The organism is Pantoea sp. BJFS-204, from assembly GCF_049310725.1.
Taxonomy (GTDB): domain Bacteria; phylum Pseudomonadota; class Gammaproteobacteria; order Enterobacterales; family Enterobacteriaceae; genus Pantoea; species Pantoea agglomerans.
Genome location: NZ_JBMOWE010000001.1, coordinates 760760 through 779240, shown reverse-complemented (window position 1 = coordinate 779240; position 18481 = coordinate 760760). Strand labels below are relative to the sequence as shown.

The 18481-nt window shown below is 56.1% G+C and carries 20 protein-coding genes; 10 read left to right on the top strand and 10 right to left on the bottom strand.

What is annotated here, in order from left to right:
* The first annotated feature begins 40 nt into the window (after window positions 1–40).
* Both znuC and znuB read left to right on the top strand, forming a co-directional pair.
* On the top strand, window positions 41–796 hold the full coding sequence (gene znuC, locus ACO6VX_RS03495; protein WP_010258646.1) for a zinc ABC transporter ATP-binding protein ZnuC: 756 nt from the start codon (window positions 41–43) through the stop codon (window positions 794–796).
* Window positions 793–1578 (top strand): zinc ABC transporter permease subunit ZnuB, encoded by a 786-nt coding sequence (znuB, locus tag ACO6VX_RS03490; protein ID WP_010258643.1) that lies wholly within the window; start codon window positions 793–795, stop codon window positions 1576–1578. Before znuC ends, znuB begins: the two co-directional genes overlap by 4 nt.
* On the opposite strand, the gene ruvB is transcribed toward znuB, so the two are convergent.
* The 6 genes from ruvB to aspS form a co-directional block, all read right to left on the bottom strand.
* Window positions 1579–2583: a Holliday junction branch migration DNA helicase RuvB gene (ruvB, locus tag ACO6VX_RS03485; protein WP_010258640.1), complete on the bottom strand. Its 1005-nt coding sequence runs from the start codon at window positions 2581–2583 to the stop codon at window positions 1579–1581.
* Between the two features lie 8 nt (window positions 2584–2591).
* Window positions 2592–3206, bottom strand: a complete 615-nt coding sequence (gene ruvA, locus ACO6VX_RS03480; protein ID WP_003849207.1) for a Holliday junction branch migration protein RuvA — start codon at window positions 3204–3206, stop codon at window positions 2592–2594.
* A gap of 96 nt (window positions 3207–3302) precedes the next feature.
* The gene (ruvC, locus tag ACO6VX_RS03475) at window positions 3303–3830 is read right to left on the bottom strand and encodes a crossover junction endodeoxyribonuclease RuvC (RefSeq protein ID WP_003849205.1); all 528 of its coding nucleotides are present in this window, start codon (window positions 3828–3830) and stop codon (window positions 3303–3305) included.
* Between the two features lie 37 nt (window positions 3831–3867).
* Window positions 3868–4611, bottom strand: a complete 744-nt coding sequence (locus tag ACO6VX_RS03470; protein ID WP_010258633.1) for a YebC/PmpR family DNA-binding transcriptional regulator — start codon at window positions 4609–4611, stop codon at window positions 3868–3870.
* 284 nt (window positions 4612–4895) lie between these two features.
* Window positions 4896–5327, bottom strand: coding sequence for a dihydroneopterin triphosphate diphosphatase (gene nudB, locus ACO6VX_RS03465; protein WP_010258628.1), 432 nt, complete (start codon window positions 5325–5327; stop codon window positions 4896–4898).
* Window positions 5327–7105, bottom strand: a complete 1779-nt coding sequence (gene aspS / locus ACO6VX_RS03460) for an aspartate--tRNA ligase (RefSeq protein ID WP_422457672.1) — start codon at window positions 7103–7105, stop codon at window positions 5327–5329. The genes nudB and aspS overlap by 1 nt, the downstream gene beginning before the upstream one ends.
* A gap of 211 nt (window positions 7106–7316) precedes the next feature.
* On the opposite strand from aspS, the gene ACO6VX_RS03455 reads away from it, so the two are divergent.
* The 4 genes from ACO6VX_RS03455 (at window position 7317) to cmoB (ending at window position 10378) form a co-directional block, all read left to right on the top strand.
* Entirely contained in the window at window positions 7317–8138 is an 822-nt protein-coding gene (locus tag ACO6VX_RS03455) for a DUF72 domain-containing protein (RefSeq protein ID WP_033772006.1), read from the top strand.
* Window positions 8139–8207: 69 nt separating this feature from the next.
* Window positions 8208–8603, top strand: a complete 396-nt coding sequence (locus ACO6VX_RS03450) for an MAPEG family protein (protein WP_010258617.1) — start codon at window positions 8208–8210, stop codon at window positions 8601–8603.
* An 81-nt stretch (window positions 8604–8684) separates the two neighbouring features.
* Window positions 8685–9413: a carboxy-S-adenosyl-L-methionine synthase CmoA gene (gene cmoA / locus ACO6VX_RS03445; RefSeq protein WP_010258614.1), complete on the top strand. Its 729-nt coding sequence runs from the start codon at window positions 8685–8687 to the stop codon at window positions 9411–9413.
* Window positions 9410–10378 (top strand): tRNA 5-methoxyuridine(34)/uridine 5-oxyacetic acid(34) synthase CmoB, encoded by a 969-nt coding sequence (cmoB, locus tag ACO6VX_RS03440; protein ID WP_010258611.1) that lies wholly within the window; start codon window positions 9410–9412, stop codon window positions 10376–10378. The genes cmoA and cmoB overlap by 4 nt, the downstream gene beginning before the upstream one ends.
* A gap of 4 nt (window positions 10379–10382) precedes the next feature.
* Here the strand turns inward: cmoB and ACO6VX_RS03435 are convergent, their stop codons facing one another.
* On the bottom strand, window positions 10383–11003 hold the full coding sequence (locus tag ACO6VX_RS03435) for a LysE family translocator (protein WP_010670807.1): 621 nt from the start codon (window positions 11001–11003) through the stop codon (window positions 10383–10385).
* A gap of 154 nt (window positions 11004–11157) precedes the next feature.
* On the opposite strand from ACO6VX_RS03435, the gene ACO6VX_RS03430 reads away from it, so the two are divergent.
* Window positions 11158–12255: a glycerol dehydrogenase gene (locus ACO6VX_RS03430; RefSeq protein WP_422457670.1), complete on the top strand. Its 1098-nt coding sequence runs from the start codon at window positions 11158–11160 to the stop codon at window positions 12253–12255.
* Between the two features lie 30 nt (window positions 12256–12285).
* Here the strand turns inward: ACO6VX_RS03430 and ACO6VX_RS03425 are convergent, their stop codons facing one another.
* Window positions 12286–13134 carry a hypothetical protein gene (locus ACO6VX_RS03425; protein ID WP_010258604.1) on the bottom strand — a complete coding sequence of 283 codons (849 nt, stop codon included), beginning with the start codon at window positions 13132–13134 and terminating at the stop codon, window positions 12286–12288.
* Window positions 13135–13556: 422 nt separating this feature from the next.
* Complete coding sequence (gene cutC / locus ACO6VX_RS03420) at window positions 13557–14309, bottom strand: copper homeostasis protein CutC (protein WP_266094323.1); 753 nt, start codon at window positions 14307–14309, stop codon at window positions 13557–13559.
* Between the two features lie 85 nt (window positions 14310–14394).
* On the opposite strand from cutC, the gene ACO6VX_RS03415 reads away from it, so the two are divergent.
* Window positions 14395–15540: a MalY/PatB family protein gene (locus ACO6VX_RS03415; RefSeq protein ID WP_422457668.1), complete on the top strand. Its 1146-nt coding sequence runs from the start codon at window positions 14395–14397 to the stop codon at window positions 15538–15540.
* Here ACO6VX_RS03415 and ACO6VX_RS03410 read toward each other — a convergent pair.
* Window positions 15537–16127: a VOC family protein gene (locus ACO6VX_RS03410; protein ID WP_197979775.1), complete on the bottom strand. Its 591-nt coding sequence runs from the start codon at window positions 16125–16127 to the stop codon at window positions 15537–15539. The two genes, ACO6VX_RS03415 and ACO6VX_RS03410, sit on opposite strands and share 4 nt — an antisense overlap.
* A gap of 284 nt (window positions 16128–16411) precedes the next feature.
* Between ACO6VX_RS03410 and ACO6VX_RS03405 the strand changes: the two genes are divergently transcribed.
* Together ACO6VX_RS03405 and argS are read left to right on the top strand one after the other, a co-directional pair.
* Window positions 16412–16534, top strand: a complete 123-nt coding sequence (locus ACO6VX_RS03405) for a hypothetical protein (RefSeq protein ID WP_009089698.1) — start codon at window positions 16412–16414, stop codon at window positions 16532–16534.
* 209 nt (window positions 16535–16743) lie between these two features.
* The gene (gene argS / locus ACO6VX_RS03400; protein ID WP_010258588.1) at window positions 16744–18474 is read left to right on the top strand and encodes an arginine--tRNA ligase; all 1731 of its coding nucleotides are present in this window, start codon (window positions 16744–16746) and stop codon (window positions 18472–18474) included.
* The last annotated feature ends 7 nt before the right edge of the window (window positions 18475–18481 follow it).

Genomic DNA, 18481 nt, shown 5'->3' with positions numbered 1-18481 from the left:
ATATTATAACATTCGAAATTCTGTGCAACCTGTAAATACTATGACCTCACTTGTCACACTCGATAATGTTTCGATAAAGTTTAACCAGCGCAATGTGTTATCCGGTGTCAGCCTGGCACTGCAGCCTGGCCGCATCCTCACCCTGCTGGGTCCTAACGGTGCCGGAAAATCAACGCTGGTGCGTGTGGTGCTGGGACTGCTCGCTCCCACCACCGGTAGCGTTCAGCGTGATCCCGGCCTGCGAATTGGCTATGTGCCACAGAAGCTGCACATCGACCCGACCCTGCCGGTGACCGTTGAACGCTTTATGCGTCTGACCCGTGGCAGCAAAAACGCCGAGATCCTGCCGGCACTGAAACGCGTGCAGGCGGGTCACCTGCTCAACGCCCCGCTGCAAAAGCTTTCCGGTGGTGAAACCCAGCGTGTGCTGCTGGCGCGCGCTCTGCTGAATCAGCCTCAGTTGCTGGTACTCGATGAGCCTACCCAGGGTGTGGATGTGAATGGTCAGGTGTCACTCTATGACCTTATCAATCAGTTACGCGTTGAACTGAACTGCGGCGTACTGATGGTCTCCCACGATCTGCATCTGGTGATGGCCAAAACCGACGAAGTGCTGTGCCTTAACCATCACATCTGTTGTTCCGGCACACCGGAAGCGGTATCGCAGCATCCGGAATTTATCGCCATGTTTGGTCCGCGCGGCGCGGAGGAGCTGGCGATTTATCGTCATCATCATAATCACCGTCACGACCTTCAGGGACGTATCGTTTTACGCAAAGGACAGGGTCCATCATGATTGAGTTGTTATTACCGGGCTGGATAGGCGGTGTGATGTTAGCGCTGGCTGCCGGTCCGCTGGGATCGTTTGTTGTCTGGCGCAAGATGTCCTATTTCGGCGATACCCTGGCGCATGCCTCTCTGCTTGGCGTGGCATTTGGCCTGCTGTTTAACGTGAATCCTTACTACGCGGTGATTCTGGTCACGGTCTGCCTGGCGCTGGGACTGGTCTGGCTGGAGCGTCGTCCACATCTGGCTATCGATACCCTGCTGGGGATTATGGCGCACAGCGCGCTGTCGCTGGGCCTGGTGGTGGTCAGCCTGATGAAGAACGTTCGCGTCGATCTGATGGCTTATCTGTTTGGCGATCTGCTGGCGGTGACGCCAGACGATCTCTGGATGATGGGTGGCGGCGTGGTGATCGTGCTGCTGGTGATGGCGTGGCAGTGGCGGTCGCTGCTGTCGATGACCATCAGCCCGGAACTGGCCCAGGTGGACGGCGTCAATATCCAGCGTACCCGTCTGATCCTGATGCTGGTCACGGCACTGACTATCGGAGTGGCAATGAAGTTCGTGGGTGCGCTGATTATCACCTCACTGCTGATTATCCCCGCTGCGACCGCTCGTCGCTTTGTGCGTTCACCGGAAGGCATGGCGGCCGTCGCCGTAGTCATCGGGGTGATTGCCGTCACCGGCGGCCTGACCTTCTCCGCCTTCTACGACACCCCTGCCGGGCCGTCAGTGGTGCTCTGCGCCGCCATCCTGTTTATTTTCAGTATGGTCCGGAAACCAGCAGTCTAATTACTCTTCGCGCGTAATGCCGAAGTGACGATAAGCGTGCTGCGTGGCCATCCGGCCACGCGGTGTGCGCTGAATGAAGCCCTGCTGAATCAGGAAGGGTTCAATCACATCTTCGATGGTTTCGCGCTCTTCACCAATGGCCGCAGCCAGGTTATCCAGCCCCACCGGCCCACCCATAAATTTGTCGATGATCGCCAGCAGCAGTTTACGGTCCATATAATCGAACCCTTCGCTGTCTACGTTAAGCATATCCAGCGCGCTGCAGGAGACTTCACCGCTCAGGTCACCATTTGCCCGCACTTCGGCGAAGTCACGAACGCGGCGCAGCAGGCGGTTGGCGATACGCGGTGTGCCGCGGGCGCGACGGGCGATCTCTAACGCCCCTTCGTCACTCAGCGCCAGACCCAGACAGGCGGCGCTGCGGCCCACGATGTGCTGCAAATCTTTAACCTGGTAGAACTCAAGCCGCTGCACAATGCCAAAACGATCGCGCAGCGGCGAGGTCAGCGAGCCAGCACGCGTAGTGGCGCCAATCAGGGTAAACGGCGGCAGATCGAGCTTGATTGAGCGCGCAGCCGGGCCTTCGCCGATCATGATATCCAGCTGATAATCTTCCATCGCCGGGTAGAGTATCTCTTCCACCACCGGTGAGAGGCGATGGATTTCATCGATAAACAGGACGTCATGCGGTTCAAGGTTGGTCAGCATTGCCGCCAGGTCGCCCGCCTTTTCCAGCACCGGACCTGAGGTAGTGCGAAGATTAACGCCCATCTCGTTGGCCACGATGTTCGCCAGGGTGGTTTTACCCAGTCCCGGCGGCCCGAAGATCAGCAGATGGTCGAGCGCATCGCCGCGCAGTTGCGCTGCCTTGATGAAAATCTCCATCTGCTCACGCACCTGCGGCTGACCGACATACTCGGTCAGCATCTTCGGGCGAATAGCGCGGTCAATAACCTCTTCTTCGCTGATACTGGCAGCGGAGATCAGGCGGTCGGCTTCTATCATGACTTACCTCAAATGGCGGCGCGTAGCGCTTCGCGGATCAGGGTTTCGCAATCCGCATCCGGTCGACCGACTTTACTGATCATACGGCTCGCTTCCTGCGGTTTATAACCCAGTGATACCAGCGCTGCAACCGCTTCGGATTCCGCATCATTGGTTTCCGGCTCGGCGCTCGGCGTGGTCAGCGTAAACGCAGAATCGCCGCCAAACAGGTCGCCGTGCATTCCTTTGAAGCGGTCCTTCATTTCGACCACCAGACGCTCAGCCGTCTTTTTGCCCACGCCTGGCAGTTTCACCAGTGACGCGATCTCCTCTTTCTCTACAGCGGTCACAAACTGCTGCGCCGACATGCCGGAGAGGATCGCCAGCGCCAGCTTAGGTCCTACGCCATTCACTTTAATCAGTTCGCGAAACAGCGCGCGCTCCTGCTTGCTGTTAAAACCAAACAGCAGCTGCGCATCTTCACGCACCACAAAGTGGGTAAAAATCACCGCTTCGTGCTGAAGTTCAGGCAACTCATAAAAACAGGTCATGGGCATATAAATTTCATAGCCGACGCCGTGTGCCTCAAGCAGTACCAGTGGCGGCTGCTTTTCCAGAATATTGCCCCGTAAACGACCTATCACCTGAACGCTTCCTTAACTAACGAATGTGGCGGATTTTATAACATAAAAAAGGCTGGATGAATATCCAGCCTGTGAGTGCGACCTGAGCGATGACGGCTAACCTGAGCGTAACCGTCCGCGCGTCAGCACCAGCTTGCTGTCACTCATGCGAGCCGCATTCTGAGCCACATGACAGTGCGTAATGGCAATCGCCAGCGCATCGGCGGCATCTGCCTGCGGGTTCGCCGGCAGCTTCAGCAGGGTTCGCACCATGTGCTGCACCTGACTTTTCTCGGCGCTGCCGATGCCAACGACGGTCTGTTTTACCTGACGGGCGGCATACTCAAACACCGGCAGATCGTGGTTAACCGCGGCAACAATCGCGGCACCGCGCGCCTGGCCCAGCTTCAGCGCGGAGTCTGCATTCTTCGCCATAAACACCTGTTCAATGGCGAAGAAGTCGGGTGAAAATTGCGTAATGATTTCACAGACGCCCGCATAAATCAGCTTCAGACGGGCGGGCAACTCGGTGGTATTGGTGCGGATACAGCCGCTGCCCAGATAAGTGAGCTGGCGGCCAGTCTGACGAATAACACCATAACCGGTGATGCGTGAGCCGGGATCAATACCCAGGATAATCGACATTACGCCTCTTTGGTTAAAGTGATTACGGTAGACGCCATTACAGCGTTTCCGCTACCTCATCGGAGATTTCACCGTTGTGATAGACCTCCTGCACATCGTCGCAATCTTCCAGCATGTCGATCAGACGCAGCAGTTTAGGTGCAGTTTCCGCATCCATTTCGGCTTTGGTGGTCGGGATCATCGCCACTTCTGCAGTGTCCGCTTTCAGGCCGAGTGCTTCCAGTGCATCACGCACCGTACCCATCTCTTCCCATGCGGTGAAGACATCAATCGCGCCGTCGTCATAGCTGACCACATCTTCTGCGCCCGCTTCCAGAGCCGCTTCCATCACCGCATCTTCATCCTGACCCGGCGCATAGGAGATCACGCCTTTTTTGTTGAACAGGTAAGCCACGGAGCCGTCGGTGCCGAGATTCCCGCCGGTTTTGGTGAAGGCGTGACGCACTTCGCCCACGGTACGGTTACGGTTGTCACTCAGGCATTCAATCATGATGGCCGAGCCGCCAGGACCGTAGCCTTCATAGATGATGGTTTCCATGTTGGCATTGTCATCGCCGCCCACACCACGCGCGATAGCGCGATCCATGGTGTCACGCGTCATATTGTTCGCCAGCGCTTTATCCATTGCTGCACGCAGACGCGGGTTTGAGCCCGGATCGCCGCCGCCCAGCTTGGCCGCCGTCACCAGCTCACGAATGATTTTGGTGAAGATTTTGCCGCGCTTGGCATCCTGCGCCGCTTTACGGTGTTTGGTGTTTGCCCACTTACTGTGTCCTGCCATTTTAAATTTTCTCCGATCTTTTACAGGGTGCAGGCTATCCTGCTTGCGAGCCTGTTTACCGTCCGTACGCATACAGGTGACTGACAACCTGAATGCCCCGAGGGCGAGCTTCGCGAAGCATCCTCACGTACAAGCGTACGCTGACGATGTCGCGCGGGCGGTGAACAACCTCACGGTGCCGATTACGCCTGACTGTTCAATATGTTGGTGAAGTCCTGTTAAAACTCACCAGATTCATAAAATTTAATCTATCCGCCGCCGGAATACCGGGCGATGGCGAGCATTCAGATAAATTCTTCAATTGCCTGGCGGTTACTCCATGATCGGGTTAATGCTGCAGCGTCAGCGGGTGCCAGCCAGCGAAACGCCAGATGCTCGGTGAGCATCACATCGCGCTCCGTCGGCAGTTGCAGGCGAAACCAGTGCTCGTGATTATGGGTGACATCAGGGGCGTAGCGATGGCGGAAATGGGGAAAGATTTCAAAGTCGATCTGACGCTGACAATCCTCCACCTCCAGCCGCTCGGCCAGCACGTCGATGCCGATTTCCTCATTCACTTCACGACACGCGGTCGCCAGCGGTGACTCTCCCGCCTCCAGGCTGCCGGTGACCGACTGCCAGAACGTGGGATCGTCACGCCGCTGCAGCATCAACACCCGGCCAGTATCGCGCGCCGAAATGACGACCAGCACTGAAACCGGGTGTTTATAGCCCATTATTTATTCTCAGGCTTTTCTTTTTTAACGACCTGAATGCCGAGCTCCAGCAGGGAAGCCGGATTAGCTTCGCTTGGCGCTTCGGTCATCATGCAGGCGGCCGCCGTGGTTTTCGGGAACGCAATGACGTCACGAATATTATCGGTGCCGGTCAGCAGCATGGTCAGACGATCCAGACCAAAGGCCAGGCCCGCATGCGGTGGCGTACCGAACTTCAGCGCATCCAGCAGGAAGCCAAACTTCTCACGCTGCTCATGCTCTTCGATACCCAGAATGCTGAACACCGTCTGCTGCATTTTGCCGTTGTGGATACGCACTGAACCGCCGCCCACTTCATAACCGTTGATCACCATGTCGTAGGCGTTCGCCACGGCACGGGTTGGATCGGCGGCCAGCTCTTCTGCGCTCATCTCTTTTGGCGCCGTGAACGGATGGTGCATCGCAGCCAGACCGCCCTCTTCGTCCTCTTCGAACATCGGGAAGTCGATCACCCATAGCGGTGCCCAGGCTTTCTCATCAGTGATGTTCAGCTCGCGGCCCACTTTAAGACGCAGCGCACCCAGTGCATCCGCGACTACTTTGGCGCGATCGGCACCAAAGAAGATAATGTCGCCATCCTGAGCGCCGGTGCGGCTCAGAATGCCTTCCACGATCTCCGCATTCAGGAATTTGGCAACCGGGCTCTGCACGCCTTTCAGGCCGTCAGCACGGACGTTAACCTTCATCCACGCCAGACCTTTGGCGCCGTAAATCTCCACGAACTTGCCATATTCATCAATCTGCTTACGGCTCAGCTGTGCACCGGTCGGCACGCGCAGCGCGGCAACACGGCCCTTTTCATCGTTAGCCGGACCAGAGAAGACCTGGAACTCCACGTTTTTCAGCAGGTCGCCGACGTCCACCAGCTCCATCGGGTTACGCAGATCCGGTTTATCAGAACCGTAGCGATGCATCGCTTCCGCAAAGGTCATCTGCGGGAACTCGCCGAGGTCAACGCCCTGCACGTCCTGCCACAGATTGCGGATTAAACGCTCCATGATTTCACGCACCTGTGGCGCGGTCATAAAGGAGGTTTCCACGTCGATTTGGGTAAATTCTGGCTGACGATCGGCACGTAAATCTTCGTCGCGGAAGCATTTAACGATCTGATAGTAGCGGTCAAAACCGGACATCATCAGCAGCTGTTTAAACAGCTGAGGTGACTGCGGCAGCGCATAGAATTTGCCTTTATGAACCCGGCTTGGCACCAGATAGTCACGCGCGCCTTCCGGCGTCGCTTTGGTCAGCATCGGGGTTTCGATATCCAGGAAACCTTCGTCATCCATAAAGCGACGAACGAAGCTGGTGATTTTTGCGCGGGTTTTCAGACGCGTCACCATCTCAGGGCGGCGCAGATCCAGATAGCGGTACTTCAGGCGCGCTTCTTCGCTGTTGGTCTGATTCGAGTCCAGCGGCAGTGGCTCAGAGCGGTTAATAATAGTCAGTGCCTGGGCAAACACTTCCACTTCACCGGTCGCCATGTCGCTGTTTTTGTTCTTCTCATCACGCGCACGCACGGTACCGGTGATCTGGATACAGAATTCGTTACGCAGTTCAGAAGCCAGCTTAAATGCGTCCTGGCGATCGGGATCAAAAAACACCTGCACGATGCCTTCACGGTCGCGCATATCGATAAAAATCAAACTGCCCAGATCGCGACGGCGGTTTACCCAGCCGCAAAGCGTGACTTGCTGACCCACATGAGACAGATTGAGCTGTCCGCAATATTCTGTACGCATAACACTATCCTTTTAACTTCGCCGCTGCATCTGACAGCATCCGGCCGCGTTACCTGTTGCGATGCTGTCGCAAAAATGGCGGTCATTATAATGGAAAAAGCCAGACAGGATAAGCAGATCCGCGCCAAAGCGCCGATTTCCTCTGTGCATTTGCCCCCCAGCCTGACCATAGCGGATAATGGGGTATCTTAATCTGCAGCCAGGAGCGCGCGTGACACTTCGTATTGGCCTGCCCCAGTGGCAGCATTCACACTGGAAACGCTGGGGCATCGAAAGCCTGGCGGACTATGCCCGCTATTTCCATTGTGTAGAGGGAAATACCACGCTCTATGCGCTGCCGAATCCGGAAACGGTGATGCGCTGGCGCGATATGACGCACGATGCGTTTCGCTTCTGCTTTAAATTTCCCAATACCATCAGCCATCAGGCGGCGCTGCAGCACAGCGACGACCTGCTGACCGATTTCCTGCGGCTGATGGAGCCGCTGGCCGATCGTATCGGTCAGTACTGGCTGCAACTGCCTGCCAGCTTCTCTCCGACGCAGCTCGACGACCTGTGGCGCTTTCTCGACAGTCTGCCGCGCCGTTTTCACTATGGCGTCGAAGTCCGCCATCCCGCTTTTTTCGCTAAAGGGGATGCTGAACGGGCGCTGAATCGCGGCCTGCTGGCGCGCGGCATCAATCGCGTGATGCTCGACAGCCGTCCGGTTCACGCCTCCACCTCGCAAAGTCCGGCCGCGCTGGTGGCCCGCGCGCAGAAGCCCCGGGTGCCGCCTCATGCGCTGCGAACCGGCTCACAGCCGATGGTGCGGTTTATCGGCAGCGATAGCGTGGAAGAGAGCGTGCCGCTGTTTCAGATCTGGCGTGACAAGCTGACAGAATGGCAGCAACAGGGCGACGCCATGCTGTTTCTGCACACGCCCGATATGGGCCAGGTCTTTCCGCTGGTGCAGGCACTCTGGCCGCAGCTGCAACAGATCGATCCCGGCATAGGTAGCGGACCGGACTGGCCGCAGCAGACGTCACTGTTTTGATTCCTGCCCAGGACAGCGGGCTATGCGCCCGTTAGAATAGAAGCATTATGGACAGTCGCAGGGGTGGCAATGGTTAGCGCGTTATATGTGGTGATGGGTGCATTACTGGTAATGAAATTCACGCTGGACGTGGTCCGCTATCGCCGATTCTATCGCGTGGCGTATGGCGATGGCGGCTACCACGACCTGAAAATGGCGATTCGCATTCACGGCAACGCCATCGAAACCATTCCGCTGGCGCTGTTTCTGCTGGTGATGATGGAGATGAACGGCGCCGATATCTGGATGGTGCATCTCACGGGTCTGCTGTTCTTTATCAGTCGCCTGCTGCACGCCTGGGGTTTGCGCAGCAGCGCAATGGCAGGCCGCAAATATGGCATGCTGCTGACGCTGTTTTCCCTGTGCGGCATGGTGATTTTTAACCTGATCTATATGCCGTGGGAACTGGTGCTGACGCTGCATTAAGCTGGCCTGGGTTAAGGGGTGCAGCCCGCCCCACTTTCTGCGAGAATAGCGCCCTTTCCGTCGTCTCTTCGGATTTTCGATATGTCTGACCGCGATCAACTCTTCTCAGCGCCCATTGCAAAACTGGGCGACTGGACTTTTGACGAGCGTGTAGCTGAAGTCTTTCCTGACATGATTCAGCGCTCGGTGCCGGGCTACTCCAACATCATTTCGATGATTGGCATGCTGGCAGAACGTTTTGTTACCCCGGACAGCAAGGTTTATGACCTGGGCTGCTCGCTGGGCGCGGCCACCCTGTCGGTGCGCCGCAATATTCAGGTGCCGGGTTGCCAGATCATCGCAGTGGATAACTCCCCGGCGATGGTGGAGCGCTGTCGTCGCCATCTTGATGCGTTTCGCGCGGACACACCGGTAACGGTGCTGGAAGCGGATATCCGCGACATTGAGATTGAGAACGCCTCTCTGGTGGTACTCAACTTTACACTGCAGTTTCTGGAACCGCCTGCGCGTCTGGCGCTGCTGGAAAAGATCTGGCAGGGACTGAAACCGGGCGGCGCGCTGGTGCTGTCAGAAAAATTCAGTTTTGAAGATGCCGAAGTCGGTGAGCTGCTGTTTAACATGCATCACGACTTCAAGCGCGCCAACGGCTACAGCGAACTGGAAATCAGCCAGAAACGCAGCATGCTGGAAAATGTGATGCTGACTGACAGCGTTGAAGCTCATAAAGCCCGTCTGAAACAGGCCGGTTTCTCGCACGCCGAACTCTGGTTCCAGTGCTTTAATTTTGGATCTCTGGTGGCGTTGAAATGATCGACTTTGGCCGTTTTTATCAGCAAATTGCGGTGGGACCGCTGGCGAAGTGGCTGGAAGTGTTACCGGCTCAAATCAGCGAGTGGCAGCGTGAAAACCTGCATGGGCACTTCCGCGACTGGTACAAGTCGCTGGAGTATCTGCCGCTGCTGGAGCCTCAAAAGCTTGACCTGCTGCACAGTGTTACTGCCGACCGCGATGACATCAGCGATCGCCATCGTCAGGGTATTGAGAAATTACTGCGCAACCTGATGCCGTGGCGTAAGGGGCCCTATTTCCTTTATGGCACCCACATCAACACCGAATGGCGTTCGGACTGGAAGTGGGAGCGCGTACTACCGCACATCTCTCCACTGGCCGGCCGCACAGTGCTCGATGTGGGCTGCGGCAGTGGCTATCACATGTGGCGGATGATTGGCGCGGGTGCACATCTGGTGGTTGGCATCGATCCAATGCAGCTGTTCCTGGTGCAGTTCGAAGCGGTGCGTAAGCTGCTGAACGACGATCGCCGGGCGCATATGCTGCCGCTGGGCATTGAGCAGTTACCGGTGTTGCAGGCGTTCGATACCGTGTTCTCGATGGGCGTGCTCTATCACCGCCGTTCGCCGCTGGATCACCTGTTACAGCTTAAGAATCAGCTGGTCAGCGGTGGTGAACTGGTGCTGGAGACGCTGGTGATTGAGGGCGATGTAAATCAGGTGCTGGTGCCCGGTGAGCGATATGCGCAGATGCGCAATGTCTTCTTCATTCCCTCAGCTGAAGCGCTGAAAAGCTGGCTGGAAAAAAGCGGCTTTGTCGATGTCCGGATTGTCGATTTCGCCCTCACTACCACTGAAGAGCAACGCCGTACTGACTGGATGACCAGCGAGTCTCTGGCTGAATTCCTCGATCCCGATGACCCCAGCAAAACGGTCGAGGGCTATCCGGCGCCTCTGCGCGCCGTGCTGGTCGCCACCAAACCGTAATGCCCTAGCGGCGAGACAACGCCAGTTTCGCCGCAAATCCTATAAACACGCAGCCGGTCAGGCGATCCATCACCTTCAGCACCCGCGGTTTTCGCAAATGACCGGCGAAATAGTGGCTGCCGCCAATCAGTACCGCATTCCAGATCAGCCCCAGTAGCATGTGTGCCAGCGCCATCAGACTACACCAGAGCGCCACCGACGCCCCCGCCGGGATAAACTGTGGCAAAAAACTCACATAGAAGATCCCCACTTTGGGGTTTAGCAGATTGCCCAGCAGCCCGCGGCTGAAGCAGGCAAGATAGCCCTGCTGCAGCGACGGTTGTTGCGTGTCGATTGCTGTCTGGCGGGGTTTCAGCAACAATTTCAGCCCCAGATAAAGTAACCAGGCGGCACCCAGCCACTTAAGCAGGTTATAGGCCATTTCGGAGGCCAGCAGCAGCGCGCCTAAACCGAATCCCACCGCGACACCCCAGACCAGACAACCAAGCGTGATACCCAGTGCCGTCACGCTGGCGCGCTTTGCGCCCTGAGCGACTGCTGAGCGCAGCACCAGCGCGGTATCAAAGCCCGGCGTCAGCGTCAGTATGGTGATGGCAAACAGAAATGAAAACAGCGTGGTGGTCATGGCGTTCTCCCTGGAGGTAACAGCCGGTCAGCAGCGTATGGGTGTCCTGCCAGCGTAACAGGCCCATAGAATTATCTCACCCTGGACACTCTCCCTGTTCGTCAGCGTGTGCCAGGCTAAGGGCGGTTTAACTTCATATTAAGGAGCTGTGATTATGAGTAAATTTATCTTCTCTTCACCCCGTAAATATGTGCAGGGCGCGGGCGTGCTGGACGAGCTGGGCCCCTACGTGGCCGAACTGGGTGATAACGCTTTCCTGGTTGCGGATGATGTCGTCTGGAAATTGATCGGCGAACGCGCCCAACAGGCGCTGCAAAAGGCGGACGTTACCTTCAACTGGCACCCGTTCAACGGCGAGGCGTCGAGCAATGAAATCACCCGTCTGAGCCAGCTGGCGAAAAGTCAGGGCTGTAATGTAGTTGTCGGGCTGGGCGGTGGCAAAACGCTGGATACGGTTAAAGCGGTGGCGGATGAGCTGAAGCAGCCGGTAGCCATCGTGCCTACTATCGCCTCCACCGATGCCCCCTGTAGCGCGCTGTCGGTCATCTATTCTGATAGCGGCGTATTTGAGAGCTATCGCTTCTACAGTAAAAATCCTGATTTAGTGCTGGTGGACACCGCCGTCTGCGCCAGTGCGCCAGCACGACTCTTTGCCTCCGGCATTGCAGATGGCCTGGCGACCTGGGTTGAAGCGCAGGCGGTGGCGCGTTCGCATTCAAAATCGATGGTTAATGGTGATCCGACAATTGCCGGGCTGGCGATTGCCCGTGCCTGCGAAGAAACGCTGCTTACATGGGGTTACAGCGCCTATGTTGCCGTCACCCAAAAACGAGTGACGCCCGCCGTGGAAGCGGTGGTTGAGGCGAATACGCTGCTATCAGGGCTGGGTTTTGAAAACGGAGGGCTGGCAGCTGCGCACGCTATTCATAATGGGTTCACCGCGATTGATGGTGATATCCACCATCTGACCCATGGCGAGAAAGTCGCCTACGGCACACTGACGCAGATGGTGCTTGAGAAGCGTCCGGATGAGGACATTGCGCGCTATATCCGCTTCTATCGCGCGATCAACATGCCGACCACGCTCCGGGAACTGCATCTGGAAAATGAGAGCTGGGAGAATCTGGTTAAAGTGGGTGCACTGGCGAACAGTGAGGGCGACACGCTGAAAAACCTTAATCCAAACCTTTCACCGGAAGATATTGCAAACGCGCTGCTGGCGCTGGATGCCTTTAGTCAGACGGTTAAATAACCACCCGACAGGCGATCATCCGATCGCCTTTTACTCCGCCGCCGCTGGCTGGTCCCAGTACTCATATTTGTAGGCGGAACTGAGATGGCGCTCAATAGTGCCGCGTGTGAAGATTTCGGTCTCGTGCAGATAGCTCAGGGTACAGTTACCCACCTGATCCCAGGACTGACACTCATCTACTGACCGGATGGTGCTCAGCGGTGTGGTCGCCGTGCCGTTGAGCCGCACTTCACGCCATTGGGGATCGTAGGTATAACTGTCGGTGCTGCGGGCCGATGTGGTTCGGGTCACCAGACCCTGCGGATTCCAGTGGTAATGATTTTCACCGTTGGTCAGGGGATCGCTGCCGCGCGCCACGCTCTTCTCCAGCCTGAACTGCCGATCATAACGGTAAGTCGTGTCGGTAAAGCCGCTTTTACCCATGCTGGTAAACCTGTCGGAGGCGCTGGTAATGTTGCCATGCTGACCTTTCTGCCAGTTAATCGTCCCCTGTCGGTTATCGACCACCACCTCTTTGCCCTCTTTCAGCACTTTTACCAGATAGGCATATTCCGCCACCCAGCCGCCCTGCACCCGGGCAATGTGTTGCTCCATGCTGAGAATAACGTTGCGCTCACTTTTGTCATAGCTGACGTCGGCAACCGTCAGATCGCCACAGGCGTCAAACTGCCCCAGTACGCGCTTTTGCGAATTCACATCTTTACCAAACTCGCCCGCAACCACCTGCTTGACCGCGCCTTTCGCATTCCCGCCCAGTAAAATCAGGTTATTGCTGTTAGCCACAGCAGCGTTGTTCGGGCTGCATGCGCTGGCCGCAGCGCTGCCACTGCAGAGAGCAGTCAGGATCAGAGTCAGGACAGCAATCGGATTGGGTTTCATAGGATACTTTTCCAGGCGACGTTGCTTTCAGTGTAAACGCTGCGGTGATGAACAGCGGCAATCTGTGAAGATTTCAGCCTGCATCGCCTTTTAAGGTTTTAAGGACCGGAGAGGCGACACGGTTTCAGCATAACGAATAAAGCGGGTGATTACGTTGCTGCCGGGCCTGAAAGTCCTGGATGACATGTAATGATTAATAAGGAGCAGGTGATTTTTATCGAGCCAGGCGAAAGAGTGATAACTTCGCTGCAGCCAGATTTCAGATCCCTCTGACATCAATAACATGCCAGAGAAGCGCAAAACAATTTAACCGGGATGGAGTGTGTTTTACACAAAAAGAACCCCAGCAAGGATACTGGGGTTTGGTACTTGCAAACACCACGTCAATGATCGGCGTGCTGCGCGGCAAAATCTGTTGTGGTTCAGGCGACCCGAACGGTGCTCATCTGCATCACGCTTTTCATCGCCTCAACCACATCGCCGTCTACACAGTAGCGGCTGAACTCGTCAGTCTCGGCTTCTGAACACATGGAGACCCCCGCTTTGCGGTAGCGCATCGGCGACGCCACCAGGCGGCTGGCCGAGCTGTGAACTTCATCAATCCCCATGTCGAGAAACTTTTGCAGGTTGCTGAGACGTACCCCGGCACCCGCCATAATAATAGGACCGGTGCTGGCCTCATTTAGTTCCCTGAGTAATGCAATTCCGTTTTCAGCGCTCTGCTGCTGACCGGATGTCAGAATACGCGCCACTCCCAAATCCGTTAGTTCTTCCAGCGCACGCTTAGGGCTGTGACAGAGATCGAAGGCGCGATGAAAGGTTACGGCCAGGCCGTCACACAGCGCCATAATCTGCCGCATCTGACCATGATGAATGTGAGCATCTTCATCCAGCATCCCAATCACCAGGCCAGGAAAACCGAGTTCACGGATTAACGCCACATCCGATTTCATCGCTTCAAATTCGCATGCGGTATAACAAAAATCGCCACCACGTGGCCGGACAATAGGATGAACCGGAACCGAAACTTCTTGCCGGGCGGCATTCAGCATCCCCGCTGATGGGGTCAGGCCGCCTTCACGCGGTGCGGCACAGAGTTCAACCCGATCGGCGCCCGCCTGTTGTGCGGTCACAGCGCAATCCACGCCATAGCAGCAAATTTCCAGTGTGGTCATTCTCTTCTCCTTTACATGACTCTGGTTCAAGGCAGATTCATCAGTTAGTCTGGCTGCTGGAATGAGTTTACCGGGAAAGTTAACTATGGCATTCAATTTCGACCAACGGATAGACCGTCGTCACAGCGATAGCCTTAAATGGAACAAATATGCGGACCAGGACATTCTGCCGTTGTGGGTGGCAGACACCGATTTCCGATCGCCTGACTGCGTCATCGATGCGATTAAAACCCGTGCCGAACATGGGATTTTTGGCTATGGCGACACGCCTGTTGAATTTATCGATAGCGCGATAGCCTGGCTCGCCTCGCGCTATCAGTGGCACGTTAATCCGGAATGGATTGTGGTTTTGCCGGGTGTCGTAAGCGGTCTGAATCTGGCAGTGCGCGCTTTCACCGCGCCTGACGAGCTGACGATTGCGCCAACGCCAATCTATCCACCGTTTCGCGGTGCAGCAAAACTGGCAGAGCGCGGTCAGATCACGCTGCCACTGACGCTGCAAGAGGGACGCTGGCTGCTGGATCTGGCTGCGCCGGAAGGTCAGCTGGACGATAAAGCGCGGCTGTTAATGCTGTGCAACCCGCAGAATCCGGGCGGCACCGTCTATCGCCGCGAGGAACTGCAGGCGCAGCTGGCATTTGCGCAGAAGCACGATTTGATTGTCTGTTCCGACGAGATCCACAGCGATCTGCTGCTGGAACCCGGCGTTAAGCACATACCCTTTGCTTCACTGAGCGAAGATGCAGCCCAGCGTAGCGTGACGCTGATGTCGCCCTCAAAGTCCTTTAATATTGCCGGTCTTGGGGCTTCCATCGCCATCATCCCCAACGCCGGGCTACGCGCGCAATTCAACCGGGTACGACGCGGCATTGTGCCGGATGTTGATATTCTGGCACTCACGGCAGCAGCAGCGGCATGGCGCGAGGGTGAGCCCTGGCTGAATGCGCAGAATGCCTATCTGCGCAGTAACCGTGACTGGCTGGTGTCGCAGGTTAATAAGATGACCGGCCTGTCACTCGCCTCGCCGGAAGCGACCTACCTGGCCTGGATCGACGCCAGCGCGCTGGGTGTGGCCAGCCCGGCGCTCTATTTTGAAAAGCACGGGCTGGGCTTAACCGCCGGACGTGAGTTTGGCAATGACCAGTTTGTCCGGCTCAATTTCGGCTGTACCCGCGCGCTGCTCGACGAAGCCGTTGCGCGCCTGAAGCGTGCGTTAGCCGCCCGCCTTTAGTTCTGCTCGCTGGCGACAATCTCCTCCAGTCGCCACGGATGAAACTTGATTGTCGTCTGCCCATCCGTAACCGCCAGGGTCGGATTGGGCAGGCGCTCATTCTCTCCCTGCGGTGAACTGGTTTTAAATGAAATACCCGGCTGCGTCAGCGCCTCATCTGACAGCAAGGCCATCGCGCGCACGCCCAGCGTCTGATGGTCGCCCCGTAACACCACTTCAATATGCTCCCAGCCTTCATGGCGATAACGCTTTTCACCCGGCCATGGCAGTTCAACCACATCAATCTGCCTGCCTGCGACAATCAGCGGGTCATGGAGTTTAAACAGGCAAATCTGTCTGCCGTTGATCATCGCCGCCGAAAACTGCGTGCCAATCTGCTGCAAACCTTGCTGCCAGCGCATCGCCGTCGTGTCCTGATGGCAACGCACTGCGATATGGTCCACCTCCAGATCGGTAAGGCGCAAACCGAGCCGCTGCGCAAAACTTTGCAACGATTCTTCAAAACGTCCTAAATCTGTCTTTAAATCATCCAATTCTGCCGGAAAAGATCTCTTCACTACCCCACTTCCTCTCAATTTGTTTAGCATTTATAACCCGCCTGCCTTTTGGCTCGCCGCGTGCTGAGCATCACATAATGATAAGATTCATCTTATTTGGCCCGAAATTTAACGCTAATCCTTATAATAACATCTTTCATTTCGGATTTATCTCCTGTTTAGGACCATGAGTTCCTTGATGAAAGTATGTTAAATATATGATTATTATCAACTTCTTTAATACAATAAGATAACTCTCATTTACCTGGCAAACAATTGCAGCCCACCCCGCCTTCCTATAAATTTGACCTAACACAACCAAAAGGAATGGCTCTATGTCTATGCTCATCGTTGTCGCTGTCCTGATCGCACTGATGGGATTTGCAATCTCCCGCCATTGGAAGGTGCGTGAAGATAAAAGCGTAAAGAACCCACGCCGTCATCTGCGACGTCGTTAATGCTTCAGGGAAACATCTATTAAGCTCTGTTTCCCCGCTTCATCCAACTGCTGACGCCCACTGACATTTCACGTATACTTTTCCCCTCATTTTTTTCCGTTTTGTCTGCCCCATCCGTTTCTGCCTCTTCGTGACGCGATGCGCTCAGGCAAGATGATGACAGCCCGGCTTTCTGGTCCGGGCGTTGCTCAGCACATGAAGGTAACTCGGTGAATATTCAGGCACTTCTTTCCGCAAAAGTCAGTCAGGCAATGGTTTTAGCCGGCGCACCCGCCGATTGCGAACCCCAGGTTCGTCAATCCGCCCGGGTTCAGTTTGGAGACTATCAGGCCAACGGCATTATGGCCGTGGCGAAAAAGCTGGGACAGGCACCGCGACAATTAGCGGAAACGGTGATTCAGCACCTCGACCTGACCGGCATCGCCAGCAAAGTCGAAATTGCCGGGCCGGGCTTCATCAATATCTTCCTTGACCACAACTGGCTGGCCAGTCATGCCCGGGAAGCGCTGCGTCTGCCGCGCCTTGGTGTGCAACTGGCCGAGCCCCAGACTATCGTCGTCGACTACTCTGCGCCTAACGTTGCGAAAGAGATGCATGTGGGCCACGTCCGCTCCACCATCATTGGTGATGCAGCGGTGCGTACGCTGGAGTTTCTCGGCCATAAAGTGATCCGAGCGAACCACGTTGGCGACTGGGGAACGCAGTTCGGTATGTTGATCGCGTTCCTGGAAAAGCAGCAGAATGAAGATCATGCAGAGATGGCGCTGGCCGATCTCGAAGGCTTCTACCGTGAAGCCAAGCGCACCTATGATGAAGATCCTGAGTTTGCCGAGCGCGCGCGCAGTTATGTGGTGAAATTACAGGGCGGCGATGACTATTGCCGCCAGATGTGGAAGAAGCTGGTCGACATCACCATGAGTCAGAACCAGAAAATCTATGACCGCATGAACGTCACGCTGACGCGCAATGATGTTATGGGTGAAAGTCTCTATAACGATATGCTGCCTGGTATCGTCTCCGATCTGAAACAGAAAGGCTTAGCGGTAGAGAGTGAAGGTGCGACCGTGGTGTTCCTGGATGAATTCCAGAACAAAGAGGGTGAACCGATGGGCGTCATCATCCAGAAAAAGGATGGCGGCTACCTTTACACCACTACCGATATCGCCTGTGCGAAATATCGTTACGAAACGCTGAAAGCCGATCGTGTACTCTATTACATCGACTCACGTCAGCATCAGCATCTGGTTCAGGCCTGGACTATCGTCCGTAAAGCGGGTTATGTGCCGGAATCAGTGCCGCTGGAGCACCATGCGTTCGGCATGATGCTGGGCAAAGATGGCCGTCCGTTCAAAACCCGCAGCGGCGGCACCATCAAGCTCTCCGATCTGCTGGATGAAGCCTATCAGCGTGCCTACACGCTGGTGCGTGAGAAGAACCCGGAGATGAGCGAAGCAGAAGTGAAAACGCTGGCGGAAGTGGTTGGCATCAGCGCGGTAAAATACGCCGATCTGTCAAAAAGCCGTACCACCGATTACATTTTCGACTGGGACAACATGCTGGCGTTCGAAGGCAATACCGCGCCTTACATGCAGTATGCCTATACCCGCGTTCTCTCCGTGTTCCGCAAGGCGGGCATTGATGCCGATTCGCTGGATGCGGAGATTGTGATCAGCGAAGAGCGTGAAGCGCAGCTGGCCACCCGTCTGCTGCAGTTCGAAGAGGTTATTACGCAGGTCGCTCGTGACGGCACGCCACACGTGATGTGTGCCTATCTCTACGATCTGGCTGGTCTGTTCTCCGGATTCTACGAGCACTGCCCGATTCTCACCGCAGAATCAGACACAACCCGTCTGAGCCGACTGCAGCTGGCCGCACTGACCGCGAAGACGCTGAAGCAGGGTCTGGATACGCTGGGCATCGACACCGTCGAGCGCATGTAATCTCTGA